Below are 25,893 nucleotides of genomic sequence, written 5' to 3' on the forward strand. Positions count from 1 at the left end.
CTGCCCGGCTTTAACCGTTACTTTATTCGCTTTCCGGATACTATTAAAGGCTCATCATTTCTTTAAACTTCACTGCCTGCCGGCGGCTCACCTCAATTTTCTCTCCGCCACGCATTTCCAGTAACAGCCCCCCGTTAAAATAAGTATCAATCTTCTCTATCATCCGGAGGTTTACTATATGTTTACGGTTAGCTCTGAAAAAGGTCCGCTCATCCAAACGCTCTTCCAGTGCATTTAAAGATTTCAGAATCAATGGCTTATTCCCTTCAAAATATACCCTTGCATAGTTGCCTACACTTTCAAATAACCGGATTTCCTGCAATTTCACAAACCAGCAGCGATCCCCATCCTTCACAAATACCTGGTCATTTTCAGACAGGATAGTACGGATGGCTCCAGCCTCAGCTTGCCTTTCCTTTTCTTCCAGTTGATGTAATTTATGGATCGCATCAGCAAGCCGTTTAGGCTCAATTGGTTTTAACAGGTAATCCAGTGCATTATATTCAAATGCTTTTAAGGCATGTTCATCGTAAGCAGTGGTAAAGATCACCTGGGGTGCCTTTTCCAATTCTGCCAGCAGGTCAAACCCTGTTTTGTCAGGCATCTGTATATCAAGGAAAAGCAGGTCAGGATGCAACGTTTCTATCTTATCCAGTCCATCTTTGGCATTTACGGCCTCTCCTACCACCACTATTTCCGGGTGATCTGCCAGTAATTTCTTCAATTCACTTCTGGCCAGGCGTTCATCATCAATGATTAAAGCTTTTTTCATGAGCAACTATTGTGGTTGATGACCTTATTTAAAATAACGGCATGAGAACTTTCGCTTCTACCGTTTCATCGTTTTTGTTATGAATATCGAAGGAGGCCCGGTTTCCATATAGCAGACTTAACCTTTGTCTGGTACTTTGCAGACCAAAACCGTGCCCGGCCCCATCCTCTCTTATTTGTCCCGTATTTTCAACTGTAATTTCATGCTGCATATTGTTTACATGCGATCTTATGATGACTGTTCCTCCTGTTATCACCCGTGAAATCCCATGTTTAATGGCATTTTCTACCAATGTCTGCAACATCATTGGGGGAATTGGCAATACCAGCGTTTCCTGGTCAATATCATATCTTACCTGTAATCTTTCCTCAAAGCGGATAGTTTCTAATGCAAGGTAATCCTTTACTATATTCAACTCATTTTCCAGGTTCACAGTTTCTGCTTTGTCAACCTGCATAGAGCTGCGCAGAATATTGGAAAGCTCTGTGATAGCCGTTCTTGCTCTTTTAGGGTTCTCATCCACCAATGCCCTGATACTGTTCAGGGCATTAAAAATGAAATGAGGATTCAGCTGTGCCTTAATCGTTTTCAGTTCCAGCTCTTTTACAGTACTCTCCAGCTTTAATCTGTCTACCTGTGCATTCCCGTTCCGCTCTATATAATGCCATACAAAGTAAATCAACCACCAGATTCCTGTGATAATGAACATAGAAAGCAGTTCACTCAATGTTTTTGTTTCAGTAAACCCTCTCTGCTGCCATGAATGACGAAAAAAGTTCCCTATAATGATATATTCAACATATAGAACCACTCCAGAACTGATCGTTAATGCAAAACAAAGCAACATCTGGGCTTCAAAGCTGTACAGGAACCAGTTAATGCGGACAAGAAAACTCCGGGCTACATGCGTAGCCAGCAACCCGCAACCAATAATCAGCAGCAGATTTATCACGTAAGAGGTTTCTACATCACCCGCAAAAGAATAGGCAAAGAAGATATTAACTACGAAATAAGCCAACCATCCCAGCAACTGACACCACCAATATTTTGATATTCGTTTAAACATCTAATCTGAAATTAGTAAAACTATGCCTACATTTCAAAAATACCACTGTGGCCTCCCCACCTGAACCCAATTGTTATGAGTGGGTGTGCAGATATGCAGATGTGAGAATGTGCAGATGAATGGATTCTGGACATGTGCACATTAATCTGTATTTTTGCTTATTAAAATCCTGCATCCAGAAAGTATGAATATAACGCCGGGCCCTCTGTTGGGCAAGATCGAAACCCCTACTGACTTGCGGAAGTTGAGCAAAGAGCAATTACATGAAGTGAGCGAAGAACTCCGCCAGTTCATTATTGACGTGGTAAGCGTGCACGGTGGCCACTTTGCCGCCAGCTTGGGTGTGATTGAACTTACCGTAGCGTTGCATTATGTATTCAATACGCCATACGACCAGCTGGTATGGGACGTAGGACATCAGGCCTACGGCCATAAAATACTGACCGGCCGCCGGGATGTATTTCATACCAACCGGAAATATAATGGTATCAGCGGCTTCCCTAAAAGGGATGAAAGCCCCTATGACACTTTTGGTGTAGGACACTCTTCAACCTCCATTTCAGCAGCACTGGGTATGGCTATCGCTTCCAAATACAAGGGAGAGGCTGACCGTCAGCATATTGCTGTAATAGGAGATGGGGCCATGACAGCAGGTATGGCCTTTGAAGCCCTCAACCACGCAGGTGTTGCCAATGCCAATGTTCTGATTATACTGAACGATAACTGCATGTCCATAGATCCAAATGTGGGCGCGTTGAAAGAATATTTAACAGACATTACAACCTCTCCTACCTATAATAAACTCCGGGATGATGTATGGCACCTGCTGGGCAAACTGCCTGTGGGTAAACGCTTTACCCGTGATATGGCCTCCAAACTGGAAGCCAGCCTGAAAGGAGTGGTGTCCAGCTCCAGTAACCTGTTTGAGGCACTCAAACTACGTTACTTCGGCCCCATAGACGGACATAATATTATCAAACTGGTAGATACCCTCCAGGACCTGAAGGATATTCCCGGTCCCAAACTGCTACATATCGTAACCACCAAGGGTAAGGGATATGCATTGGCAGAAAAAGATCAGACTACCTGGCATGCTCCGGGCCTTTTTGATAAAATCACCGGTGAAATCTTTAAGAAACAGGTTGATAAACCTCAACCTCCCAAATATCAGGACGTTTTCGGCCATACACTGATCGAACTGGCAGAACAGAACAATACCATTATGGGTATTACCCCTGCTATGCCTTCCGGCTCTTCCCTCAAATTCATGATGGAAAAGATGCCGGACCGCGCTTTTGATGTGGGCATCTGCGAACAACATGCGGTGACGCTTTCTGCCGGATTAGCCACACAGGGTATGCGGGTGTTCTGTAATATCTACTCTTCCTTTTTTCAAAGAGCCTATGATCAGGCACTGCATGACGTTGCCATTCAGAAATTACCAGTCGTATTCTGCCTGGACCGTGCCGGTGTGGTAGGAGAAGACGGCCCAACCCATCATGGTGCTTATGACATTGCTTACATGCGTTGCGTGCCAAATGTTATTATAAGTTCTCCAATGAATGAGGAGGAAATGCGTAACCTGATGTATACGGCTCAGCTGCCTTCTATGCGGCAACCTTTTGTGATCCGTTATCCAAGAGGCCAGGGTGTAATGCCAGACTGGCGTCAGCCTTTCAAAGAGATAAAGATTGGTACGGGCCGTAAGATCCGTAGTGGAAAAGATATTGCAATTCTCTCTCTGGGTCACCCGGGTAATTTCGTAACGGAAGCCTGTAAGGAACTGCTGGCAGATGGTTTGCAACCTGCCCATTATGATATGCGCTTTGTAAAACCACTTGATGAAGCCTTACTGCATGAAATATTCAGCGAATTCGACCAGGTGATCACCGTAGAAGATGCGGCTGTTACCGGCGGTTTTGGTAGTGCTATTCTCGAGTTCATGGCGCAGCATGGCTATAAAGCCAGCGTCCGGATCCTGGGTATTCCGGACCGCATTGTTGAACATGGAAAGCCGGAAGACCTGCACCGTGAATGTGGATATGATGCTGCTGGCATTGCTACCGTGGCCAGAGAAATGCTGAAAGACAAGATTACTGTGACGACTGCCTTATAAGGTTAGTATATTATATATTTAGAGCCTGTATTGTAAAATACAGGCTTTTTTTATTCAGATCACTTCAAGCAATTTCATGCATATAATTTTGACTCATTTTGGTGCCTGGAAACCGCCAGTGTTTATTTAATTTAGTTGAATGAACGAACTGTATTTACGCCTTCATATTGTGGAAGTCATTCACGAAACTGCTGATGCTTTTACTTACCGTTTGGAAGATTCAACGGGAAAACCATTGAATTATCAGGCAGGGCAGTTCCTCACATTGCTCATCACGCTGCATGGCACGGAATACCGCCGCTCTTACTCCTTCAGCACAACACCCGGTGTTGATCCCTTACCTGCCATTACCATACGCGAAAAAGAGAATGGAGAGATATCTCGCTATATCCTCCGCAACTGGAAAGCAGGAGACATAGTGACGGCAATTCAGCCTTCCGGCCGGTTTACATTGGGAACTACGATTGACCGCCCCCGGGATATTTTTTTATTCGGCGCAGGTAGTGGTATCACGCCACTTTTCTCTTTGTTGAAACAAATACTCTACTACGAACCAGAAACACATGTAAAGCTGGTATACAGCAACACCTCCCAGGAGCGTACTATCTTTCACAGGCAACTGCAAACGCTGGAAGCACAATTCGGCGAGCGGCTACATATCATGTATTTTTTCAGCAATGAGAATATATCTCCATACCGCCGCCTCAGCAACATCCTGCTGGAACCGCTGGTAAAAGAACAGATGCGTTTTAATAAAACAGATGCACAATTCTTTGTATGCGGTCCGCCGGATTATATGCGAATGATCATACTCACGCTTACGTTTATGGGGTTTGCAGAAGATCAGTTGCATAAAGAGAACTTCGTAGTAAATACCTCCCCGCAATTAGCCAGGATGGGGACTCCGGAAGATAAGACAGTGAAGGAGGTATTATTGAAAACAAACAAGGGAGAATATCAATTATTAGTTCCTGGTAACATGACCATCCTCAATGCAGCATTGGCAAAAGGCATCCCGCTTCCTTACAGTTGCAGGGGAGGCGTATGTGGTTCCTGCACCGCCCATTGTTCCGAAGGGAAAGTATGGATGGCATGGAACGAAGTACTCACGGATAAAGAGATCGCACAGGGACTTGTACTCACCTGTACAAGTTATCCGGTAAGTGCATCTCTACGAATTGAAATATGACAAGATTATCAGAAGGCTATAAAAGCATCAAACTCTTTCTGCAATTCATTATATAACTTTCTGAATGTAAGCATACGGTCATTCAGCGTATCAAGATCTTCTACGGGTCTGTCATCATGTAATACTGTCAACTGACCATTATTCGAAATCTTTTTTGCGGATTGTCTGAGATCGTGGTGCATTTCATCGGCAACTTCCATTTGCCGGATAAACTGATTCTGAAAATGCTCTATTTGGGCACGGAATTCATCATCTTTTTTAGTAAATGCTGCTTGTTCAAGTTGGCTGCGCATGGACCGGAGGGCATCTCTTGCAGCATCGATTGCTGCCTTCCAGTCGTTGATCTGTTCGAGATCTGAGGTTTGAGAGGAAACTTCCATATGTATTGATTTTAGCGTGAATCGAAAGGAACCTGATTCCTTTATTTATCCCTGTCTTAAATACAATAGCCTGTTAGTTATACATTTCTAAGTTACAAACCTTTTTACAATTACGGATGGACTACAGGAACAAAAAGTGTATTAACGCAGATATGCATTATACATCCAAACTACCTTTTCCTGTTCGCGGATATAAGTAGTGATCAGGTCATTTGTACCATCATCTCCTACTAATCAGAAAACGCATGTGCGGGAGTGAAACCAAGTGTTAAAATACGTTCGGCCATCTCATCTATTTTAACGAGTGCATCAGTATATAGCTCTTCGAATTTAACATGCAGCGTAAAGAATTTATCGCCACGGATATTCCAGTGAAAACCGCGCACATTCATATAAAAAACCTGGTATGCGGCAAGGAGCACATTCAACTTTTCTGCCAGTTCTTTCGATGTCTTTTTCTCTAATCCGATATTAGTTGTTGCAGTACTCATATATAGATCTTTTAAAGTAAAACTGATTAGTGCATTGATACATCAAGCAACAAAAACTCTGCCGCTTTAAACCTTGTCGAAATCAGTTAAGCCAATAGCATTGCGGCGTTGCAACGCTTATCTGCTTATTCGAAAAGTTCCGGAACGTTGCCCTGTGAATGATCTGATATATTGTGATGAAGAGAATGAATGGGGTGAAAAAAAGAAAGGAAAATCTGATAGGGGAGGGAATAAAAAAAGGCTGTATCAACATAGAATACAGCCTCCTTTAATAATTATTTTACACCAGTGTGGCGTCCATTGTAATTTCAGTATTCAACAGTTTGGAGATAGGGCAATTTGCCTTAGCCTCTGCTGCCAGTTCTGCAAACTTTTCCTGCTCCAGTCCTGGTGCACTCACTTTTACTTCAAGGTGACTGCTGGTAATAGCACCATTATCTAAAGTAATTGTTGCTTTTGTATCAATGTTGTCTGGAGTAAAGCCTGCGCCAGAAAGCAGAAAACTCAGCTTCATGGTAAAGCAGCCGGCATGTGCAGCTCCTACCAGCTCTTCAGGGTTAGTACCTATTCCTTCTTCAAAACGGCTTTTGTAAGAATAAGCAGTATTGCTTAATACACCTGACTGAGTGCTTACTGTGCCTTTACCATCCTTGCCGGTACCTTGCCAGTTAGCAGTTGCTGTTCTCTTCATGATTAAATTTTTTTTGTGGATTAAAGATATTATAAGATTGATGAAAGCAATGTTATTTCCTGAAAATTACTACTTTCTTTTCGTTTCAGGGGCAGACACGTTGCGTAGATTTTTTTCTACAACACAAAGCCGGATGAATCACTTCATCCGGCTACACACTATCTCTGGCAACTAATCCTTCAACTAAGTTCAACTATACACGCCATTGCTTTAGTTTTGTTCCGTTTCCCACTTATACCGTTGCTTCATATCCAGTCTATATTATCTTTTACTGCAATGGCTATTGCCAGAAAACTCCCGACTTACGCCTGTTTCACCAACTGCACACTTGCCTGCAATTTCACTTCTTCACCCAGCATCAATCCGCCATTGTCTGTTATTGCATTGAATGAAACACCGAAATCCTTCCTGTTTACCTTTCCTTTTACTTCAAAGCCTGCCTTAGTCTGACCATATGGGTCTTTAACAATGCCGCTATATTCTACATCCAGATCTACTGGTTTGGTAACACCACGCATAGTCAGGTTACCTCCTATTTTATAAGTTTCGTTGTCAATTTTCTTTACAGAAGTAGATACGAAAGTGAGTTTAGGGTATTGTGCTGCATGGAAGAAATCTTCTGCCTGCAGGTGCTGATCGCGCTGCTCATTCTTCGTGGTGATGCTTGCTACATCTGCTTCAAAAGTAATTTTAGCATCAGTAAAATCATCACTGTTTGATTCAACAGTAGCATCATACTTATTGAAATAACCGGTAACGTTAGTGATCATCAGATGTTTGATCTTAAATTCTACATCGCTGTGAGTTGAATCAATTTTCCAGGTTGCCATAACTTGTAAGTTTAGTGTTTTAGATTTTTAATTTTATTGAAGGATGTAATGTTTGATATGTTTTCCAAATTTCCGGTTGGGGTAAATCTCCCATAACCATACCAATCCGCCTCTTATCATTACTCACATCCGAAATACAACACAAAATTAACTGTTGCAACAAATATTGTAAATGGATAAAAAGACTTAAGTGGTGGACTATTTTTTATTCTGATAAGGAACATTACACACCAGCCCGGGACCCTTCCTTAAATTCTGAAGGCGTTTGGCTGGTATACTTCTTAAAAAAGCGGCTAAAATAATGGGGGTCTTCAAAGCCCAGTTTATAGGCTATTTCTTTTGCGGAGAGGTCGGTATTATACAAATAACGTTGTGCTTCAAGGATTACACGGTTCCGGATATGCTCTCCTGCAGTGATTCCGGACAATTGTTTACTGATCTCATTCAGCAGGACAGGCTTCACATGCAGTAAGGCTGCATAGTCGGATACATTCTTTAACAGGGTATATTTTTCTTCTATCAGATTCTTGAACTGCAGGAACAAAGAACTGTTATGTGTGGCATGCTGCTCTGGCATAGCCATTACATTACTCCCTTTTATACGGGATGCCAGTACCAGGAAATAGCGCAGCAATCCGTGTAAAGCAGTTTCATATTCAGCAGCCTGTGCTGTCAGTTCCTTCATCATCATATGCACCAGCATATCAAAATCTTTCTCCTGCTCCGGAGTAAGGGTGATAACACTGCTGAACTGATTATTGAAGAACAGGGATGAATTGATCCCCATCATGGTGGCGGCCTGATCTTTCAGACACATAAAAGCATCCTGAAAGGCAATCATATATCCTTCTACCTTTTCACTGAGCTCCATTTTATGTACCTGGCCCGGGGCCAGGAAGAAAAGAGTATTCTTTTTTACCGGATGAGTAACTGTATCAATAGTATGTAGTAACTCTCCTTTTTTGATCCAGTAAATGGTATAGAAATCGTGCCTGTGAGGAATACCATTATTAGCAAAAAAGCCATTCCCTAGTTCGCACAGCCCCGACACCACAAACTTAGGGTCTGTTTGTGCGTATTCCGGTAAGGAAACAACCTCTATATGGCTTCTTTTTTCGCTCATTCGAAAGCACCGGCCACTTCAAGTTCCCGGTTTTCTGGCTCTATATAATCTATGATAAAATTATTCCGTCCTTCTCCGATCATAATACCCAGGTACTTCATCTGCACCAGTTCCAGCATACCCAGGAACAGGAAGATAGCATGTACCCTGTCCTGACAATGATCAAACATCTTTTCAAAAGACATTGTTTTCTCTCTGCTGGCCAGCTCTATCATATATTCACGGGAGCCTTCCATGGTATAGTCATACTTATATACTACGTGTTGTGGCTTATTATCCCGCTGCTTCACACGTTGCATTACCTTTTCGAAGGTTTTGGTCAGTTTGAAGAGGGTAAGCGTCTGTACTTCAGTACCTTCGCTGGTTAATTCGCCAATGGCAGCCAGTTCTTTTGCAATATTTCCACGTTTCACCTGCAGCATACGGTCGGCCTCTCTTTCTGCCAGTTCTGCTGCGGCCTGTTTGAAACGTTTGTATTCCATGATCTTATCGATCAGTTCCTGCCGTGGATCTATTTCAATTCCCTGCTCATCCAGTTCCTTGCGGGGAATCAGCATTTTTGCCTTGATTCTCATCAGGGTGGATACAAACAGGATAAACTCACTGGCCTGCTCTATATTAAGCGTTTCAAGGTGATGTATATAGGCCAGAAAGTCCTGTGTAATTGTATTAATAGGAATATTATAGATATCCAGCTCATCTCTTTCGATAAAGAAAAGCAGGAGATCAAAAGGCCCCTCAAACTGGGGAAGCTTTATTTTGTAACTATGGTCATTCATATTATCATACAAAGGTTACCAAAAGTAGGCAAAATCCCGCTCATCAGAACTTTGCCGTAAATCCGACCCCGATTACCTCCTTTACTTGCAGCCGTGGCCCAAGTGTACCGGTTTTAGGGTTGGCGAACACTTTTACATCATCATCGTAAATCATATCCAGGGAGATATTTGCGGAGATGTGCTTATTCACCTGCAAGTTCAGTGAATTAGTCCAGAATACGTCTACATTCTGTGGATTATGCTTATAATCAGAGAACAGGTCTAACCTGGTTTTATAAACAATATTTTTTGCTATCTGATTTACCCAGTTAAAGGAAAAGTAAGATCCAAACTCAGCTTTCACATGGTGGCCGGTATCAACGCCAAAAGCGGCCTGCGCTGCCAGCCGGTCATCCATTACTATTACATAACGTGCTGTGATTGGAGAAAAGAATACTGACAGCTGATCATTGGGTTTAAAATCAAGACCCGGAGAGAGCAGTACATATGCCGGTGCAAAGAACCGCGATACAAGTTGTGGTTTTACCGTATCGGAGCTAGGGTAGAGATAACCATCCGTAAACTGTGTACGTAAATCTACCAACGCACTCAGATACAAGCTCTTAGCAATTTCATAACCATATTTGGTAGTAATCCCTATCCGGTCATCGCTTTTACGACTTCCAAGACTGGTAGTATTTACATACCCGTAAGCAAGATCCAGTACATTATCCCAGTTATGTTTCCCATTACGATAATAAGCAAATGCGCTTAATGTGGATGCAACAGAAAAAGAGAATTTATCCCCCCCTGCTGCCCAGTTGTTCAGCGTTCCCTGGTTGATGTTCAGATTGAAGATAGCGCCTCTCTTCCAGGGCAGCTTCGTGGTATCTGCAGCATCCTTCTTTATTTTACTGCTGGCTTCTTCTCTGGAAGTCTTCATCCAGTCGCTCTGCGCATGCAGCATACCCAAACATAATAAAATGCAAATAGTTGTTAAAATGGATTTCCTCATTCTTATTTAAATTGGCCAGGTCGCAAAAGTAGAAAACTAACTTATAAATTTTCTCCTTACGGGATAAATGGCGGGAAAGGTTTTCAGTTATGCTTTATTCTTCAGGGCATCACGGATTTCCATGAGCAGTTTTTCCTGAGTAGTTGGTACCGGAGGAACTGCTGGGGCCTCTTCTTTTTTACGGCTGAGGCGGTTCATGAATTTCACCAGCAGAAAAATACAAAATGCGATTATGATAAAGTCAAATATACTCTGAATAAAAGCACCATAGGCAAATACAGGTGCTCCTGCTTCTTTTGCCTTTGCCAGCGACTCAAAACTTGCGCCCTTGCTGTCATTCAGTAAAAAGAACTTGTCTGTAAAATTTACGCCCCCCGTTACTAACCCCAGCATCGGCATCAGGATATTCTCTACCAGGGAAGTGACAATTTTCCCGAAGGCGCCGCCAATAATCACCCCCACCGCCAGATCCATCACATTTCCTTTTGTTGCAAACTCTTTGAACTCTTTGATAAATGACATAACAATGTTTTTTTAAGGTGAACTAAACGATGCGCTAAAATAACTAATTCATTATTAACTTGTTACTTCTTCCAGTTTGGGATATTTCATTTTAAAAGAACGCAGTGTATCCCGTAATGTTTTCGCCACAACATATTCCTTATACCAGTTATGGTCTGATGGTACTATGATCCAGGGAACTTCATTACAGTTGTTAAAAGCATCTTCATATGCATGCATATATTTCTTCCATAATTTCGCTTCCATCTGATCGTTCTTGTTATACTTCCACATTTTCCGTGGATTGTTAAACCGTTCTCTAAGTCTTTCCTGCTGCTCTTCCGGGGATATATGCAGATAAAATTTCAGGATGCAGGTGTTATTATGCACTGTTAACAGGCGTTCAAAGTCATTGATAGCATCCATGCGTTTGTAGGCTATTTTATCATCGATCCATTTATGCACACGTTGTACCAGGATATCTTCATAATGAGAGCGGTTAAATACCTGGATCATTCCTTTTGCAGGTGTATGCTGATGTATACGCCACAAAAAGTCATGGTCTGCTTCTTCCGGGGTTGGGGCTTTATATGGCTTCACATTCACTCCCGACGGATTCATACGGCTCATTACATGATTTACCAGTCCGTCTTTACCGCTGGCATCCATTCCCTGAATTATTATCAGGACAGACCACTTATGCTCTGCATATAAGAGGTTCTGTAACTCATCCAACTCTAACAAGATTTCCTGCGTTTCTGATTGGATCTTCTCCTTATTTATCTTTTTAGGGCCTTCTGTACTTATATCAGACAAACTGATCTTGCTCATGATAAATGTTTCCTACTTCTAACAAAATCCAAACCATACTGTTGATTTTCAGCTAAAATCCTTCCCTGATATTCATTTACCACATATCTCTTGTTTCCTAGCTAAAAACCTTCTCCGTTGTAATAAAAATTTATGCAGAACTTTGCGCTCTTAAAATAAAATTATCAACCTTGAACCAACGCACAATCCACTGGCTTATTTTCTTATTGCTCTCGTTAACCTGGGGGAGTTCCTTTATCCTGATGAAAATAGGTATGGTAGGGCTTACGCCATACCAGGTAGCCAGTTTACGTCTCTTTTCTGCCGGACTTACACTACTGCCTTTTTTTATAAACGCTATCAAACAAATTCCCAGAAAAAAGATTCCTATTATTATTCTTTCAGGTATCCTGGGAAATCTGATCCCTGCTTTTCTCTTTTGTATTGCGGAAACCCGTGTAGATAGCTCACTGGCAGGCATGTTAAATGCACTTGTTCCTTTAATGGCGCTACTGGCAGGCTTCTTCATCTTTAAGGTGCAAATCGTAAAACAACAGTTAATTGGCATCTGTATAGGATTGCTGGGTGTAATTCTGCTCTTTGCCGCACAGGGAATAAATGCCGGTTATTGGTATTATGGCTTATGGATCGTGCTGGCCACTATCTGTTATGGCCTTAATATCAGCATGGTACACAATCATTTAAAAGGATTCAGTTCTGTTCAACTGAGTGCTGTTGCACTTTTCTTTTGTGCCATGTTTTCATTACCAGTGCTGATATTCACTGGTTTCTTCTCCATACTTGCCGGTCCAGACATTCCCTGGACGTCTATAGCAGCCAGTGCAACCCTGGGAGTTATGGGCAGTGGTATTGCTACTGTATTATTTTACATCCTGATTAATAAAGCAGGAGCCGTGTTTGCATCTATGGTAACGTATGCTTTACCGGTTGTGGCTATCGGCTGGGGATTATTTGCCGGTGAGCATATTTCCTTATTCCAGGTAGGATGTATGGTAATCATCCTGATAGGAGTATATCTGGTAAACAGGAAAAAAGCGTAGGAAAAAGCAGACCATTGCATAAAATACTAACTCCGTTAGGAGTCTCCCGTTTATAACAGGGATTTCTAACGGAGTCAGATAGTGAAGTATCGTTTCTAGCTGAAGGTTAAACAGTCATGATTTCCTTCTCTTTCTGTACACAATGTTTATCTACCAGGTCAATAAATTTGTTCGTAAGTTCCTGAATATCAGCTTCAGCATCTTTGGCAGTATCTTCACTTAAGCCATCCTTCTGCAATTTCTTGATTCCTTCAATCCCATCCCGGCGAATGTTCCTGATAGCTATTTTAGCCTGTTCACCTTCATTACCAGCACGTTTCACAAATTCTTTTCTTCTTTCTTCTGTAAGTGGGGGCAGAAAGAGGCGGATGATCTGTCCGTCATTCTGTGGGTTAATTCCAATATTGGAAGCTATAATAGCCCTTTCAATTGGTTGCAGCATATTCCTTTCCCAGGGCTGTACGGTAAGGGTACGGGCATCGGCCACGTTCACGTTAGCTACTTGCGCGAGCGGAGTAGGCGCACCATAATAGTCTACTGTAATTCCATCCAGTATCTGAGGATTTGCTTTACCGGCCCTGATCTTGGTGAGTTCCAGTTCCAGGTGTCCTATAGCTTTTTGCATGGAATCGGCAGCATCATCCATAATTAACGTTAGATCGTCTTGCATAGCAAAAAATAATTGAGTGCGTGCAAACCTACACGATTTATCTGAAATTCTAAAGTCAGAACGATGTGAAGATCACCATTAGGGGCTAAAGTATAATTGCGGACTATTTATCCTGCAGGATGCCTTTGGTATTTACCCTTAATACTTTAGGCTGGGTAACAGACGTGCCTTCAGCAACATCGTGTATAGGAGAAACAATAACTGCATGTAGTAAAGCTTCTTTCCTTTTCTTCATCCAGTACAAGCCGCCGGTGAGCAATAAAGCAGTACCAAAAACAAGGAAAGAAAGATAGGTAGTACCCAGATCCCGCAACATAAAGGCAACGGCAATAAATGCAGCATTGACAGTAACAGATACCAGGGTGGTCTGTTTGTGGTTCAGTCCTAATTCAAGAAAATAATGGTGAATATGATTCCGGTCTGCAGCAAAAGGAGATCTGCCATGAGACATACGGATCGCAAATACCCTTAAAGTATCAAACAATGGCAGAACCAGTATCGCAAAAGCTACTGCCGGTGCAGACTCCACTGGTAATTTGCTGACAGGATTTCCTGCCTGCTCAATGAATTTTACAATCAGAATAGCATTTACCAGCCCTACCATCAGAGAGCCTGTATCCCCCATAAATATACGGGCGGGAGAAATATTGAAGATCAGGAAAGCAGCCAGGCCACCTGCCATGGAAAATCCCATTACAGCGAATAACAAATCGCCGGTATACAGGAAATAAGTTCCTAATACGCCGGATACCAGCATACCAATGCTACCAGCCAAACCATCTACACCATCTATAAGATTGAATGCATTGATAATCACAAGAAAAGTAAAATATGTAAGCATCAGGCTGAAGTGAGGAGCCAGGTTCCCAATACCCAGAAATCCGTACATGCCTGTTATTTGTAAATTGCCAAGATATATTACTGCAAAAGAAGCTACCAGCTGACCAATCAGTTTTTTCAACGGAGAAAGCCCTACCACATCATCCTTCATCCCTACCATGAAAATTATCAGGAAAGCAGCAATCATATACTGGAATGGAGAATCTGCCAAAGCAGGTACACATACCGCAGAAGCAATGATAAATCCGGAAAAGAATGCAATACCCCCTAAAGTGGGGATACGTGATTTGTGCGACTTACGCTCATCAGGTTCGTCATAGAGATGTTTCAATTCGGCAACTCTAATCAGGACTGGAATTGCAAAATAGGTCACGACAAAACTAAGGACTGTAGCAATTAAAACATTCTCCATCGGAGGGGTCTTGGTTATTGCAAAGATATTAATTTCAATCAAATGTGTATCATGAAAATAGAAAAACTGAAAAGTTTTGATACCTTGGCGTTTAAAAAAATTGAATTAGACGTGATTATGTCTAATTCTATCTAAATTCTATTAATTTTGCGTTTTTAAACACTTTATCCAACAATCATGCCTCAGTTGAAAGACATTGCTACTCAAATTAGAAGAGATATTGTTCGCATGGTACATGGCTCCCAGAGTGGCCATCCTGGCGGTTCTTTAGGTTGTGCGGATTTTTTTACCGCCCTCTATTTCAAGATTATGCAGCACAAGCCGCAACCTTTTGACATGGATGGTTTAGACCAGGATCTCTTTTTCTTGTCCAATGGACATATTTCTCCGGTATTTTATAGCGCACTGGCACATTCCGGTTACTTCCCCAAAGAAGAACTGGCTACTTTCCGTAAGCTGAATTCACGCCTGCAGGGTCACCCTACTACGCATGAACATCTTCCGGGTATCAGGGTAGCTTCGGGCTCTCTGGGTCAGGGTATGAGTGTGGCTATTGGTGCTGCATTAAGTAAAAAACTTAATAACGATGACCGTATCGTATTTTCACTTCATGGAGACGGTGAATTGCAGGAAGGTCAAAACTGGGAAGCAATCATGTTCGCGCCACATCATAAAGTGGATAACCTGATTTGCACCATAGACTGGAACGGTCAGCAAATTGATGGTACAGTAGATGAGGTTGCCGGTTTGGGTGATCTGGAGCCTAAATTTGCTTCTTTCGGTTGGAAAGTGCTGCATATGAACGGTAATGACATGGATGAAGTAGTTGCTACACTCGAAAAAGCAGTAAGCCTTACCGGTCAGGGCAAGCCTATCGTAATCCTGATGAAAACCGTTATGGGTCAGGGAGTGGATTTTATGGAAGGACATCACGAATGGCATGGTATTGCTCCTAATGATGAACAACTGGCTAAAGCATTGGCACAGTTGCCAGAAACACTGGGAGATTACTAATAAACATTCTGTTTATATTACTAAAAACTCCGGAGAAATCAGATTACCTGATTCTTCCGGAGTTTTTATATTTTGAGAGCTCTTTCCGGGCTCAACTAAAAAAGTTTTATGTTGCTTTTAATTCCACTCCCTCCCGGCCGGCCCTTCTTGCCGGATACCAACTGGCAGCTACTCCTATCACGATAATCGTAACACTTACCAGCAGGAAGTCTGCCATATGCATACTTACCGGATAAGCACTCACCAGGAAAGAAGTTCCCTCCAGTTTTATCAATCCGAAACGCTGCTGAGCCAGGCAGAACAGAATGCTGATTCCAAACCCGATCATTGTTCCAATCCCGGCAATGATCAGTCCTTCTGCGAGGAAGATCCCGGTAATCAATTTGGAACGGGCGCCCATTGCTTTCAGGATGGTAATATCCTTTTGTTTCTCCATCACCAGCATGTACAATGAACCTATCATATTAAATGCTGCAATCACCAGTATAAAACTCATGATTACATATACTGCCCACTTCTCTGTTTGCATAATGGCATATAAAGCCAGATTCTGCTCATATCTTGTTTCCACTTTATAACCGGCTCCAAGCGTCTTTATAATAATGCCTTTCAAAACATTATCATCCACACCAGGTTTTCCCCGGATTTCCAGGGCAGACATTTCATTGCGATCCATTTCCAGCAGTTGCCGCATGAATGCAATATTTGTAATCACATATTTGCTATTGAACTCCTGCTGAATAGCAAAAGATCCGGCAGGATATAAGATCCCGCTGCTCAGTGCATCTTCAGGTAAGACCGTACTACTCACATTGTGGCGGGGAAGGTACACTGTGATGGGAATGAGACTCCGTTCCACATCTACCCCCAAAGCCATTTCCAGTTCTATTCCAAATACGGCACGGTAAGCCATCTCATCGCCGGTATCGAAACGCCCGCGTGCAATGCTTTTATCTACTTCGGCAACCTTATTGTAATTGCTGTCTACTCCTTTCAGAATAGCAATGGTCTGATCTCCTTCTCCATAGCGGAGTACAGCTTTTTCCTCCACAACCTGGGTTATTTGCGAAACACTTCCCAGGCCGGCAATCTGTTTCAGTTGCTGATCTGTTAAGTGAATAGTTTTACCGCTTATAGCATTTACTTTTACGGAAGGATAAAAAGAGGAATATAATGATTTCACCAGTCCTTCAAAACCATTGAAAACGCTGAGTATAATGATCAGTGCTCCTGCGCCTACCGCAATAGCCGTCACACTCACCCATGAAATGATATTTATGGCGTTGGTACTTTTTTTAGCCCTGAAATAACGGAATGCAAACTGCCAGATCATGATTTTACATATGCGGAATACCGCATTAAGTCCTATTTACTTGTTTTCCTTCCCTTCATCATCTTCTTTGATCTTCTTGAACAGTTCGTCCATTTTGAATACGTATTCCAGCGTATCATCCAGGAAGAAGGATAATTCCGGTACACGGCGCAGCTGTTTGCCCACCCTGTTTCCCAGATCTTTCCTGATTTCCCCCATTCTCTCCTTGATACGCAATACCATTGCTGCGGGCTCATGGATCTGGAACATGCTCAGATATACCCTTGCTTCCAGCAGATCTGGAGTAAGGCGCACAGCAGAAATGGAGATCATTCCCCCTTCCAGTATATTAAATCCCATACGTTGAAAGATATCACTCAGCTCCTTCTGTAATAGTTGCCCAATTTGTTTTTGTCTTTTACTTTCCTGCATAATCTTATAAAATTTGAGGTTTTGACGGCTGAAAATTAAATGTATATTAACTTGCACCCTCATTCAATCCTCTTTGGCAAAGATAAGGAAACAGGCATGTGCTGAAAGATAAAATCACAAGCCGTTTCCGGAAAAGACAAATAATTGTAAAATGAAGACTTTTTTCAGGCTCTTAAGTTTATCAAAACCCTATCACCATTATGTTCCTGAGTATGTAGTATATATCATTCTCTATACCATTTTTGGGCTGATGAACTTTACAATGGTGATTCCCCTGATGAATGCCCTGTTTGGAACAGGAAAGTATGATATCGTAACCCGCATGCCGGAATTTTCCATAAGCATCTCCTATTTTAAGAATGTTTTCTATTATTATCTCAACGAACAGATAGTACATCACGGGAAATTCGGGGTACTGGTATACGTATGTATCATCTTATTTATCACGATCATACTCAAAAACCTGTTTGGCTTCCTGAGTCAGAAGGTATTGACGCGTATGCGGGTAAATATGGTACGTAAAATGCGCGAAAAGCTCTTTAAACAATTCAGTACACAATCTTTACGCTTTTTTCATGATGAGCGCAAGGGTGACCTGCTGTCTACCATCAGCAGTGATGTGGTAGAAGTGGAAAACTCAGTGGTAACTTCCCTGCAAACCATCTTCCGGGAACCATTGGTGATCATTAGTACTTTCATCGCCCTGTTCTATATTTCCAAAGAACTCACCTTTTTCACGATCATATTCTTCCCGGTATCCGGTTTCCTGCTCAATTCCATTTCTCAGCGCCTTAAAAAGAAATCGAACTTAAGTCAGAACCTGCTGGGTAAAATCTTAAATATAAGTGAAGAAACACTTTCAGGAATCCGGATCATTAAAGCATTTAATGCGGAAAGTTTTATCCGCCGAAAATTCCAGAAGGACAATGATGATTTCGCTCATACTGTAAAAGCCATCCAGAATCAGCGTGAAATGGCATCTCCCGTTTCTGAAATAATGGGAGTGCTGGTAGTGATCGTCATTATGCTCTATGGAGGTCATCTGATCCTTTCCGGCTCAAACAAACTGGATGCCGGCTCTTTCATTGGTTACCTGGCACTTTATTTCCAGATTATTGCCCCGGCAAAATCTGTAGGAGCTGCCATGACTTCATTACCCAAAGGACTGTCTGCAGGTGAAAGGGTGTTACGCATCATCGATACAGAGAATCCGATCCAGGATAAACCAAATGCACTTCCGCTTACCGGTTTTGAAAAAGAGATCACTTTCGATCATGTTTCCTTCAAATACCAGGAAGCTGCTGTATTGAAAGATGTGCAGCTCACTATTCCCAAAGGCCGCATGGTAGCGCTGGTAGGTAAAAGTGGTGCGGGTAAATCTACTATGGGAGATCTGCTTCCCCGTTTCTATGATGTAACTGATGGCAGGATACTGATAGACGGAAAAGATATCAGGGGTGTAAAAATGTATGATCTCCGTGCATTAATGGGAATGGTATCCCAGGAGGCCATCCTCTTTAATGATAGCATTTTCAATAATATTGCTTTCGGTCAGATAAATGCAGATAAAGAAGAAGTGATCAAAGCGGCTAAAATTGCCAATGCACATGAATTCATTATTCAGCAGGAAAAAGGGTATGATACTGAGATCGGCGACCGTGGAATGAAACTGAGTGGCGGACAGCGTCAACGTCTCACTATTGCCAGGGCTATCTTTAAAAATCCTCCCATCCTGATCCTGGATGAAGCAACCTCTGCACTGGATACAGAATCAGAGAAATTGGTACAGGAGGCATTGGACAAACTGATGCAAAACCGCACCACTATCGTAATAGCACACCGCCTCTCTACCATCCAGCATGCCGATGAAATCGTGGTGCTTGACAAAGGCGAGATTAAAGAAAAGGGCACCCATGACCAACTTATTGCCAATGATGGCATCTACCGGAAACTGGTGGAAATGCAGGAATTTAAATAAGCGATAGCAGATAGAACAATAGAGATCCTGGTTGGTATTATTTTTGCGCCTTTACTGCGCAAAATGTTGATCTTGTCGAAAGGACGATGGATGAGCAATTCTTAATCTTCTAACCAACAAGCATCGCCTATGATTTCCATTGTTATTCCTGTATTAAATGAGGGCGCTACTATTCGTCAGGTAATTAAAACTATTAAAAAGACGTCCCGAAAAATAGAGATCATTGTAGTAGACGATAATTCCAATGATAATTCTGTAGAAGAAGCACTAAAAGAAAACGTAAGGGTGATCACAAGCAGTCAGCGGGGAAAGGGTATTTCGATGAGAGAAGGTATGATGGCTGCCAAGAACGATATCGTTATGTATGTGGACGGAGATATTCTCACTTATCCGGAAAATATTGTAGCACTTCTCACAGATTCTATCCTGGAAAATAAAGCCGACTTTGTAAAATCTTATTTTGAAAGACAGGCAGGCAGGGTAACCCAACTGGTGGCCAAGCCGCTACTGAGCATTCTGTTCCCTGAATTGGCTGAGTTTAAACAGCCACTCAGTGGTATGATTGCGGCCCGTAAATCTTTTTTGTCGAAGGTGCAGTTTGAAAATGATTATGGTGTGGACATTGGGTTACTTATAGATATGCATACACTTGGCGCCAGGATCGAAGAAGCCAATATAGGCCGGATTGAGAATGCGATGCAAACCTGGGAGCAGTTGAGTAAAATGTCGCGCGAAGTGTCCCGTACAATCTTAAAGAAAGCAGAGAACATTCCCCAGGAAAATCTGGAAACATTGGGCAATATCAATCTGATCCGGGAGCAAATGGAATATTCTATCCTGGAATCTATTGATAAGTTGCATAAAATGGTGATCTTTAACATAGATGAAGCCATCTTTACTGAGGATTACCTCCTTACAGCAGCTAACGAATTTGGGTTTTCTAATGATTTAAAGCAGATCAGAGAGCAGGGAGAAGATCAGATTACAATCCTGGAACATACCGCACAATTGTTCCGTCATCATAATGTGGCGGAGTTGCTGGAAGTTGCTGATTCGATTCCGTTGGTTCCAGACATCAAAATGGTGGTGAAAGAGTTGAAGAAGAGAGGATATTCGTGCGGGCTTATAACGGATGGTTTTGAATGTGTGGCACGTCATATCAGGAATCAGCTGGGAATGGATTTTGTATTTGCCAACAGGCTTCACTTATACGATAGTGTAGCCACCGGTGAAATAACGATTCCGGAATATTTCATTTCTAATGATGATCTTTCTGCAAATAATGCCCCTGTATATTGCAAGAGCAACATATTGAGATACATCTCGGAGAAATACCATATCATGCCGCAGAATGTGATCTATGTAGGAAGCGGCGCAGACAACTGTAATCTTTTACAAAAAGCAGCAATTGGAGTGGCATTTAATGCAGATGATGACTGCATTGAAAAAGTAGCTGATAAGATCATCCCTGGTCCCTGGATGGAGCCATTACTGGATATTGCCCAGGCCAGCCCTGAAAAATTCAGGATCAGGCTACCAGCTATCAATAAGAAACAGGCCAGGCGTATAGGTGTGGGCAGCCTGATTGGATTAGCATCTGCAGGACTTCTTTACCTGGCTGCCAGGCAAATCGGCAAAAGCAAAAAACAACGACAGGTCTCACAAAGATAATCTCCTTGAATCCCCTGTTTATTTCTACTGGCATCCCGGAAAGTTTCCGGGATGCTTTCTTACGGAGTATTTCTCTCCAGATCCTTTGTATAACCAGAAACTTTCTAAAACAAAAATCCTGATCTTAATTCCATTATTACTATACCGGAATATGCCGGTGTAAAGTGTAATAATGGAAATGCGATCAGGATCTATCCTATCTGGAAAATCTGAATTATTTGCTTTTTGCCAGCTTGGCTTCAATGCTAAGGGTAGCATGAGGCACTGCACGCAGGCGGGCTTTGTCTATCAGTTTGCCGGTTACGCGGCAGATACCGTAAGTTTTATTTTCAATACGGATCATTGCTTTTTCCAGGTGATCTATGAACTGGATCTGACGGCTGGCCATCTGGTTCAGTTGTTCTCTTTCCTGAGAACCGCTGCCATCTTCCATGCTCATGTACTTGTTTTCAGTATCATCAGTACCAGCTTCATCCTTACGGGTGATCAAACCCTGCAGATATACCAGTTCCTTTTTTGCTGCTTCCAGTTTTTTCTGGATCAGATCTTTGAATTCAAGCAGATCAACATCACTGTAACGATAAACAGGACCGGATGGAGCTTCTGGCTGATCCAATACTGATTTCGTAAATTCTGGCTGGTAAGTTACCAGCGTAGTCGCTTTAGTGCCTTTTTTATCGGCAGCACGTTCAGCAGGCTTGTCAGCTTTTACAGGTACTTTTTCAGTTTTCTGTACTTTATCAGCTGTTTTTTTGCCTGCATCCTTTGCAACAACTTTTTCTTTATCTTCTTTATTATTCTTTACTGGCATTATTTCTTCTTTTTCTACTGGCTTTGAAATTAGTTTTTCTTTATCTGCAACAGCACTTGGCGTTGCCACTTTTGTATCAGGCACTTTCTGGGAACCGGGTTTAGCAGGAACCGCTGCCTTTTTAACGGGTTGCTCTAAGGATACTTTCGTAGCTACGGGTTTATCTGGTGGGGCTACTTTCGTAACTGCGGACTTACTGGCAACAACCTTCTGGGTAACGGCAGCAGGCTTGGCCGCAGCTTTAGGCGCCGCCTTTTTAACAGCCGCCTTTTTCGGAGGCGCTGCTGCCTTTTTAGCAGTGGGTGCTACAGTCGCTTTCTTTGCGTGTGCTGCCTGCTTAGCCGCTACTTTGGTAGCTGGAGCTGCCTTCTGGTTTTTTGTTATAGCAACTTTCTTGCTTGTTGCCGCCATGGGGATTAGCTTTTTTTGTTAACTAATACATTGAATTTCAAATCATTAATTTCAATTTCAGTCCCATCCTTTAATTCCGGCACCACTTCTATTCTATCTGCCAAAATTTCCGTGCAAATATAGTCATTATAGTTAATAATCGCCGATTTCAGGCTATCTATTGCAGCCACTTTTACCTGTATACGGTCAGTCAGCTCAAAGTTGCTGTCTTTCCGGATCTTTTGTATGCGATTTACTAACTCTCGGGCGTTGCCCTCATCCTGTAGTTCAGGGGTTATAGTAATATCCAGTGCCACTGTTAATGCACCTTTATTAGCTACTGTCCAACCAGGAATATCTTCAGAAATAATCTCTACATCAGATAGCTGTATAGGTAGCTGATCATCTTCTATAAGCAGATTAAACTGTCCGTCGCGCTCAAGAGTAGCGATATCTGCTGCACTAAATGCACTGATGGCTGCGGCTACCGCTTTCATCTTTGCACCCATTTTACCTCCCAGAGATTTGTAGTTAGGCTTAATCTTCTTCTTGATGAAACCCTCTGTTTCTGTAAGATAGTCAATACCTTTAACATTAACTTCACTTTTTATCAGGTCTTCTATCCGCTCCACCTGCTGTTTCATCCGTTCATCCAATACAGGAATCAGGATCTTCTTCAACGGCTGCCGAACTCTGATATCCACCTTCTTCCGGAGTGACAATACGAGCGAAGAAATATCCTGTGCCAGGCGCATCCTTTCTTCCAGATCCGGATCTATTGCCGTAGATACTACCACAGGGAAATCCAGGTGGTGCACGGAATTTACCTTGCTACGATTGCTCACATTGTTAAGATTGCCAAATAACCAGTCCGAAAAGAATGGCGATATGGGTGCCATTAATTTGGCCAACGTTTCCAGACATTCGTATAGAGTCTGGTAAGCGGAAATCTTATCATGCTCATATTCTCCCTTCCAGAACCGGCGACGGCAAAGACGCACATACCAATTGCTCAGGTGCTCATCTACAAATGATTGAACAGCCCTGCCTGCCTGGGTAGGTTCATAATCATCAAAATAACCTGTTACGTCTTTTACCAGGGTATTCAACACGGAAATAATCCAACGGTCTATTTCCGGACGCTGCTCCAGCGGGATGTAAGCCTCTTTGAATGTAAAGCTATCCAGGTTAGCATACATCGCAAAGAAGTTATATGTATTGTAAAGGGTGGAGAACAATTTACGTTGTACCTCACGGATCCCATCAATATCAAATTTCATGCTATCCCAGGGAGAAGCATTGGTTATCAGGTACCAACGGGTTGCATCTGCCCCAAATTGTTCCAAAGTTGTAAAAGGATCAATCACATTGCCCACCCTTTTACTCATTTTGCTACCATTCTTATCCAGCACCAATCCATTTGACACTACAGTTTTGTAAGCCACACTGTCAAATAACATAACTCCAAGGGCGTGCAGTGTATAAAACCAGCCACGAGTCTGATCCACACCTTCTGCTATAAAGTCAGCCGGGAAACTTTGTTTAAATGACTCCTTGTTTTCAAATGGAAAATGCCACTGTGCATATGGCATGGCTCCACTGTCAAACCACACATCTATCAGCTCTGGCTCACGGCGCATTGGCTTACCGGAAGCGCTCACCAATATTATATTATCCACAAAAGGTTTGTGAAGGTCTGAAGTAAGATGAGTGATATATTCATCCACACTGGTGGTCCCGGCTGCTCCGGATGTATATTCCATTACGCCGGCCTTGAATGATTTATTCAACTCATTACGTAGTTCTTCCAGGCCTCCTATACAGATCTCTTCCTCTCCGTCTTCCGTACGCCATACCGGCAGTGGGGTACCCCAATAACGGCTACGGCTCAGATTCCAGTCTACCATGTTTTCCAGCCAGTTACCAAAACGGCCGGTACCTGTAGCGGCAGGTTTCCAGTTGATAGTCTTATTTAGTTCCACCATCCTGTCTTTCAGGGCTGTGGTACGGATGAACCAGGCATCCAGCGGATAGTACAGTACTGGCTTATCAGTACGCCAGCAGTGAGGATAGGTATGTTCATATTTTTCTACCCGGAAAGCGCGGTTCTCTTTCTTCAGCTTCACAGCTATATCCACATCCACATCTTTATAATCCGGATCGCTCTTATAATTCTTTACATAACGGCCACCAAACTCACCTACATTATCCAGGAATTTCCCCTGTCTGTCTACCAGTGTGAGGATTCCTATGCCGTATTTCTTTCCTACACGATTATCATCCGCACCGAAAGCAGGTGCAGTATGTACGATACCGGTACCATCTTCTGTTGTTACGAAATCTCCGATTATCACGCGGAAAGGATCTCCTTCTTCAGGCTGTACATATGGCAGCAGTTGCTCATAGCGTATGTTCTCCAGCTGACTTCCCCTGCATACCAGCAGGATCTGCCAGGGAATGAGCTTATCACCTTCGTTATAGGCGCTGAAATCAGCATCTTCTCCTTCAGGCTTGAAATATTTACCGATCAGATCTTTCGCCAGGATCACATACACCGGCAAGTGGGTATATGGATTGAAAGTACGAACCAATGCATATTCTATATTTGCTCCTACGGTAAGGCCAAGATTGGAAGGAAGCGTCCACGGAGTGGTAGTCCAGGCCATGAAGAATACTTCTGCCGCAGGGTCTGCTTTTCTTGCAGCTTCAAAAAGGAAAGCAGCTTCAGCCGATTCCTTTGCTTTGAACATCGCTACTACAGTTGTATCCTTTACATCTTTATATGTACCTGGCTGATTTAGTTCATGAGAACTTAATCCCGTTCCCGCAGCAGGTGAATATGGCTGGATACTTACACTTTTATATAGTAATCCTTTCTTATATAATTCCTGCAGGCACCACCAAAGGCTCTCTATATAATTATTTTCGAATGTAACATAAGGAGATTTGAGGTCCACCCAATACCCCATTTTACGGGTAAGATCATCCCATAAATCCTTATATTTCAATACTTCCGAGCGACAGGTTCTATTATATTCTTCTACAGAAATCTTCTTTCCGATATCCTCTTTCGTAATACCGAGCGTTTTTTCCACACCCAATTCCACAGGTAACCCATGGGTATCCCATCCTCCTTTACGCTTTACCTGGAAGCCACTCATTGTTTTGTACCGGCATACCAGGTCTTTTAGCGTACGCGAAATAACATGGTGAATACCAGGTAACCCATTTGCACTTGGGGGGCCTTCATAAAATACAAAAGGCGTTGCCCCCTCACGGAGGGTCACACTTTGCTCAAATGCCTGGTGTTGCTCCCAGCGCACCAATATATCCTTCTCTATCTGAGGTAAATTCAGCTGATTATATTCCTGATATTTGCTGGCCATAAAACAATTAGGTGCCCTTTGACGTTATTAAGTAAGTTGATTAAAATTCTGCAAAGTTACGGATTTTACACTGGCTCAGAAAGGACTTATAGGGACTAAATAAGCAATTGCTACGATCTTTTAATATTTTTCGTATTTTTACAAGGCATTTGTTCGCTTTTAGATTTTGGCATT

At 42.5% G+C, this 25,893-nt stretch carries 23 protein-coding genes; 6 read left to right on the plus strand and 17 right to left on the minus strand.

What is annotated here, in order from left to right; genetic code table 11:
- Positions 1-43: 43 nt before the first annotated feature.
- Positions 44-772, minus strand: a complete 729-nt coding sequence (locus BM176_RS06850; protein ID WP_090100908.1) for a LytR/AlgR family response regulator transcription factor — start codon at positions 770-772, stop codon at positions 44-46.
- A gap of 28 nt (positions 773-800) precedes the next feature.
- Positions 801-1,838 (minus strand): sensor histidine kinase, encoded by a 1,038-nt coding sequence (locus BM176_RS06855; RefSeq protein WP_090100910.1) that lies wholly within the window; start codon positions 1,836-1,838, stop codon positions 801-803.
- A 184-nt stretch (positions 1,839-2,022) separates the two neighbouring features.
- On the opposite strand from BM176_RS06855, the gene dxs reads away from it, so the two are divergent.
- Positions 2,023-3,954: a 1-deoxy-D-xylulose-5-phosphate synthase gene (gene dxs / locus BM176_RS06860; RefSeq protein WP_090100912.1), complete on the plus strand. Its 1,932-nt coding sequence runs from the start codon at positions 2,023-2,025 to the stop codon at positions 3,952-3,954.
- A 139-nt stretch (positions 3,955-4,093) separates the two neighbouring features.
- Positions 4,094-5,143, plus strand: a complete 1,050-nt coding sequence (locus tag BM176_RS06865) for a ferredoxin--NADP reductase (RefSeq protein WP_090100915.1) — start codon at positions 4,094-4,096, stop codon at positions 5,141-5,143.
- A gap of 8 nt (positions 5,144-5,151) precedes the next feature.
- On the opposite strand, the gene BM176_RS06870 is transcribed toward BM176_RS06865, so the two are convergent.
- The 9 genes from BM176_RS06870 to BM176_RS06910 form a co-directional block, all read right to left on the minus strand.
- Entirely contained in the window at positions 5,152-5,523 is a 372-nt protein-coding gene (locus BM176_RS06870; RefSeq protein ID WP_090100917.1) for a hypothetical protein, read from the minus strand.
- A gap of 230 nt (positions 5,524-5,753) precedes the next feature.
- The gene (locus tag BM176_RS06875; protein ID WP_218162156.1) at positions 5,754-6,014 is read right to left on the minus strand and encodes a Dps family protein; all 261 of its coding nucleotides are present in this window, start codon (positions 6,012-6,014) and stop codon (positions 5,754-5,756) included.
- Positions 6,015-6,294: 280 nt separating this feature from the next.
- Complete coding sequence (locus BM176_RS06880) at positions 6,295-6,705, minus strand: OsmC family protein (protein WP_090100919.1); 411 nt, start codon at positions 6,703-6,705, stop codon at positions 6,295-6,297.
- Between the two features lie 302 nt (positions 6,706-7,007).
- Positions 7,008-7,535: a YceI family protein gene (locus tag BM176_RS06885; protein WP_090100920.1), complete on the minus strand. Its 528-nt coding sequence runs from the start codon at positions 7,533-7,535 to the stop codon at positions 7,008-7,010.
- 223 nt (positions 7,536-7,758) lie between these two features.
- Positions 7,759-8,658, minus strand: a complete 900-nt coding sequence (locus tag BM176_RS06890; protein WP_090100921.1) for a helix-turn-helix domain-containing protein — start codon at positions 8,656-8,658, stop codon at positions 7,759-7,761.
- Entirely contained in the window at positions 8,655-9,437 is a 783-nt protein-coding gene (locus BM176_RS06895) for a segregation and condensation protein A (protein WP_090100923.1), read from the minus strand. Before BM176_RS06895 ends, BM176_RS06890 begins: the two co-directional genes overlap by 4 nt.
- Before the next feature lie 43 nt (positions 9,438-9,480).
- A complete protein-coding gene (locus BM176_RS06900; protein WP_090100925.1) occupies positions 9,481-10,431 on the minus strand; it encodes a DUF3078 domain-containing protein in 951 nt (316 codons plus the stop codon).
- Between the two features lie 87 nt (positions 10,432-10,518).
- Positions 10,519-10,953, minus strand: coding sequence for a large conductance mechanosensitive channel protein MscL (gene mscL, locus BM176_RS06905; RefSeq protein WP_090100927.1), 435 nt, complete (start codon positions 10,951-10,953; stop codon positions 10,519-10,521).
- A 54-nt stretch (positions 10,954-11,007) separates the two neighbouring features.
- Positions 11,008-11,763 (minus strand): PPK2 family polyphosphate kinase, encoded by a 756-nt coding sequence (locus BM176_RS06910; RefSeq protein ID WP_090100929.1) that lies wholly within the window; start codon positions 11,761-11,763, stop codon positions 11,008-11,010.
- 170 nt (positions 11,764-11,933) lie between these two features.
- Between BM176_RS06910 and BM176_RS06915 the strand changes: the two genes are divergently transcribed.
- A complete protein-coding gene (locus BM176_RS06915) occupies positions 11,934-12,803 on the plus strand; it encodes a DMT family transporter (RefSeq protein WP_090100931.1) in 870 nt (289 codons plus the stop codon).
- Between the two features lie 106 nt (positions 12,804-12,909).
- Here BM176_RS06915 and frr read toward each other — a convergent pair whose 3' ends face one another.
- Entirely contained in the window at positions 12,910-13,473 is a 564-nt protein-coding gene (gene frr / locus BM176_RS06920) for a ribosome recycling factor (protein WP_090100933.1), read from the minus strand.
- A gap of 103 nt (positions 13,474-13,576) precedes the next feature.
- Entirely contained in the window at positions 13,577-14,725 is a 1,149-nt protein-coding gene (locus BM176_RS06925; RefSeq protein WP_090100935.1) for a glycosyltransferase family 4 protein, read from the minus strand.
- Positions 14,726-14,902: 177 nt separating this feature from the next.
- Here BM176_RS06925 and BM176_RS06930 point away from each other — a divergent pair, with 177 nt between their 5' ends.
- Positions 14,903-15,739, plus strand: a complete 837-nt coding sequence (locus BM176_RS06930; RefSeq protein ID WP_090100937.1) for a transketolase — start codon at positions 14,903-14,905, stop codon at positions 15,737-15,739.
- A gap of 106 nt (positions 15,740-15,845) precedes the next feature.
- Here BM176_RS06930 and BM176_RS06935 read toward each other — a convergent pair whose 3' ends face one another.
- Together BM176_RS06935 and rbfA are read right to left on the minus strand one after the other, a co-directional pair.
- Positions 15,846-17,072, minus strand: a complete 1,227-nt coding sequence (locus BM176_RS06935; protein ID WP_090100939.1) for an ABC transporter permease — start codon at positions 17,070-17,072, stop codon at positions 15,846-15,848.
- A 36-nt stretch (positions 17,073-17,108) separates the two neighbouring features.
- Positions 17,109-17,483: a 30S ribosome-binding factor RbfA gene (gene rbfA / locus BM176_RS06940; RefSeq protein ID WP_090101724.1), complete on the minus strand. Its 375-nt coding sequence runs from the start codon at positions 17,481-17,483 to the stop codon at positions 17,109-17,111.
- A gap of 151 nt (positions 17,484-17,634) precedes the next feature.
- Between rbfA and BM176_RS06945 the strand changes: the two genes are divergently transcribed.
- Together BM176_RS06945 and BM176_RS06950 are read left to right on the plus strand one after the other, a co-directional pair.
- Complete coding sequence (locus BM176_RS06945) at positions 17,635-19,461, plus strand: ABC transporter ATP-binding protein (RefSeq protein ID WP_090100941.1); 1,827 nt, start codon at positions 17,635-17,637, stop codon at positions 19,459-19,461.
- Between the two features lie 129 nt (positions 19,462-19,590).
- Positions 19,591-21,132 carry a glycosyltransferase gene (locus tag BM176_RS06950; RefSeq protein ID WP_090100943.1) on the plus strand — a complete coding sequence of 514 codons (1,542 nt, stop codon included), beginning with the start codon at positions 19,591-19,593 and terminating at the stop codon, positions 21,130-21,132.
- A 214-nt stretch (positions 21,133-21,346) separates the two neighbouring features.
- Here BM176_RS06950 and BM176_RS32120 read toward each other — a convergent pair whose 3' ends face one another.
- Both BM176_RS32120 and ileS read right to left on the minus strand, forming a co-directional pair.
- Positions 21,347-22,354 (minus strand): TraR/DksA family transcriptional regulator, encoded by a 1,008-nt coding sequence (locus BM176_RS32120; protein WP_143097741.1) that lies wholly within the window; start codon positions 22,352-22,354, stop codon positions 21,347-21,349.
- 5 nt (positions 22,355-22,359) lie between these two features.
- Positions 22,360-25,719 carry an isoleucine--tRNA ligase gene (gene ileS, locus BM176_RS06960; protein ID WP_090100945.1) on the minus strand — a complete coding sequence of 1,120 codons (3,360 nt, stop codon included), beginning with the start codon at positions 25,717-25,719 and terminating at the stop codon, positions 22,360-22,362.
- Positions 25,720-25,893: the final 174 nt, after the last annotated feature.

The organism is Chitinophaga sp. CF118 (assembly GCF_900112615.1).
GTDB lineage: Bacteria > Bacteroidota > Bacteroidia > Chitinophagales > Chitinophagaceae > Chitinophaga.

What these genes read in the sequence shown, in the direction of transcription:
- BM176_RS06850 (WP_090100908.1), bottom strand. Translation starts at nt 772, where the DNA reads ATGAAAAAAGCTTTAATCATTGATGATGAACGCCTGGCCAGAAGTGAA.
- BM176_RS06855 (WP_090100910.1), bottom strand. Translation starts at nt 1,838, where the DNA reads ATGTTTAAACGAATATCAAAATATTGGTGGTGTCAGTTGCTGGGATGG.
- dxs (WP_090100912.1), top strand. Translation starts at nt 2,023, where the DNA reads ATGAATATAACGCCGGGCCCTCTGTTGGGCAAGATCGAAACCCCTACT.
- BM176_RS06865 (WP_090100915.1), top strand. Translation starts at nt 4,094, where the DNA reads ATGAACGAACTGTATTTACGCCTTCATATTGTGGAAGTCATTCACGAA.
- BM176_RS06870 (WP_090100917.1), bottom strand. Translation starts at nt 5,523, where the DNA reads ATGGAAGTTTCCTCTCAAACCTCAGATCTCGAACAGATCAACGACTGG.
- BM176_RS06875 (WP_218162156.1), bottom strand. Translation starts at nt 6,014, where the DNA reads ATGAGTACTGCAACAACTAATATCGGATTAGAGAAAAAGACATCGAAA.
- BM176_RS06880 (WP_090100919.1), bottom strand. Translation starts at nt 6,705, where the DNA reads ATGAAGAGAACAGCAACTGCTAACTGGCAAGGTACCGGCAAGGATGGT.
- BM176_RS06885 (WP_090100920.1), bottom strand. Translation starts at nt 7,535, where the DNA reads ATGGCAACCTGGAAAATTGATTCAACTCACAGCGATGTAGAATTTAAG.
- BM176_RS06890 (WP_090100921.1), bottom strand. Translation starts at nt 8,658, where the DNA reads ATGAGCGAAAAAAGAAGCCATATAGAGGTTGTTTCCTTACCGGAATAC.
- BM176_RS06895 (WP_090100923.1), bottom strand. Translation starts at nt 9,437, where the DNA reads ATGAATGACCATAGTTACAAAATAAAGCTTCCCCAGTTTGAGGGGCCT.
- BM176_RS06900 (WP_090100925.1), bottom strand. Translation starts at nt 10,431, where the DNA reads ATGAGGAAATCCATTTTAACAACTATTTGCATTTTATTATGTTTGGGT.
- mscL (WP_090100927.1), bottom strand. Translation starts at nt 10,953, where the DNA reads ATGTCATTTATCAAAGAGTTCAAAGAGTTTGCAACAAAAGGAAATGTG.
- BM176_RS06910 (WP_090100929.1), bottom strand. Translation starts at nt 11,763, where the DNA reads ATGAGCAAGATCAGTTTGTCTGATATAAGTACAGAAGGCCCTAAAAAG.
- frr (WP_090100933.1), bottom strand. Translation starts at nt 13,473, where the DNA reads ATGCAAGACGATCTAACGTTAATTATGGATGATGCTGCCGATTCCATG.
- BM176_RS06925 (WP_090100935.1), bottom strand. Translation starts at nt 14,725, where the DNA reads ATGGAGAATGTTTTAATTGCTACAGTCCTTAGTTTTGTCGTGACCTAT.
- BM176_RS06930 (WP_090100937.1), top strand. Translation starts at nt 14,903, where the DNA reads ATGCCTCAGTTGAAAGACATTGCTACTCAAATTAGAAGAGATATTGTT.
- BM176_RS06935 (WP_090100939.1), bottom strand. Translation starts at nt 17,072, where the DNA reads ATGATCTGGCAGTTTGCATTCCGTTATTTCAGGGCTAAAAAAAGTACC.
- rbfA (WP_090101724.1), bottom strand. Translation starts at nt 17,483, where the DNA reads ATGCAGGAAAGTAAAAGACAAAAACAAATTGGGCAACTATTACAGAAG.
- BM176_RS06945 (WP_090100941.1), top strand. Translation starts at nt 17,635, where the DNA reads ATGAAGACTTTTTTCAGGCTCTTAAGTTTATCAAAACCCTATCACCAT.
- BM176_RS06950 (WP_090100943.1), top strand. Translation starts at nt 19,591, where the DNA reads ATGATTTCCATTGTTATTCCTGTATTAAATGAGGGCGCTACTATTCGT.
- BM176_RS32120 (WP_143097741.1), bottom strand. Translation starts at nt 22,354, where the DNA reads ATGGCGGCAACAAGCAAGAAAGTTGCTATAACAAAAAACCAGAAGGCA.
- ileS (WP_090100945.1), bottom strand. Translation starts at nt 25,719, where the DNA reads ATGGCCAGCAAATATCAGGAATATAATCAGCTGAATTTACCTCAGATA.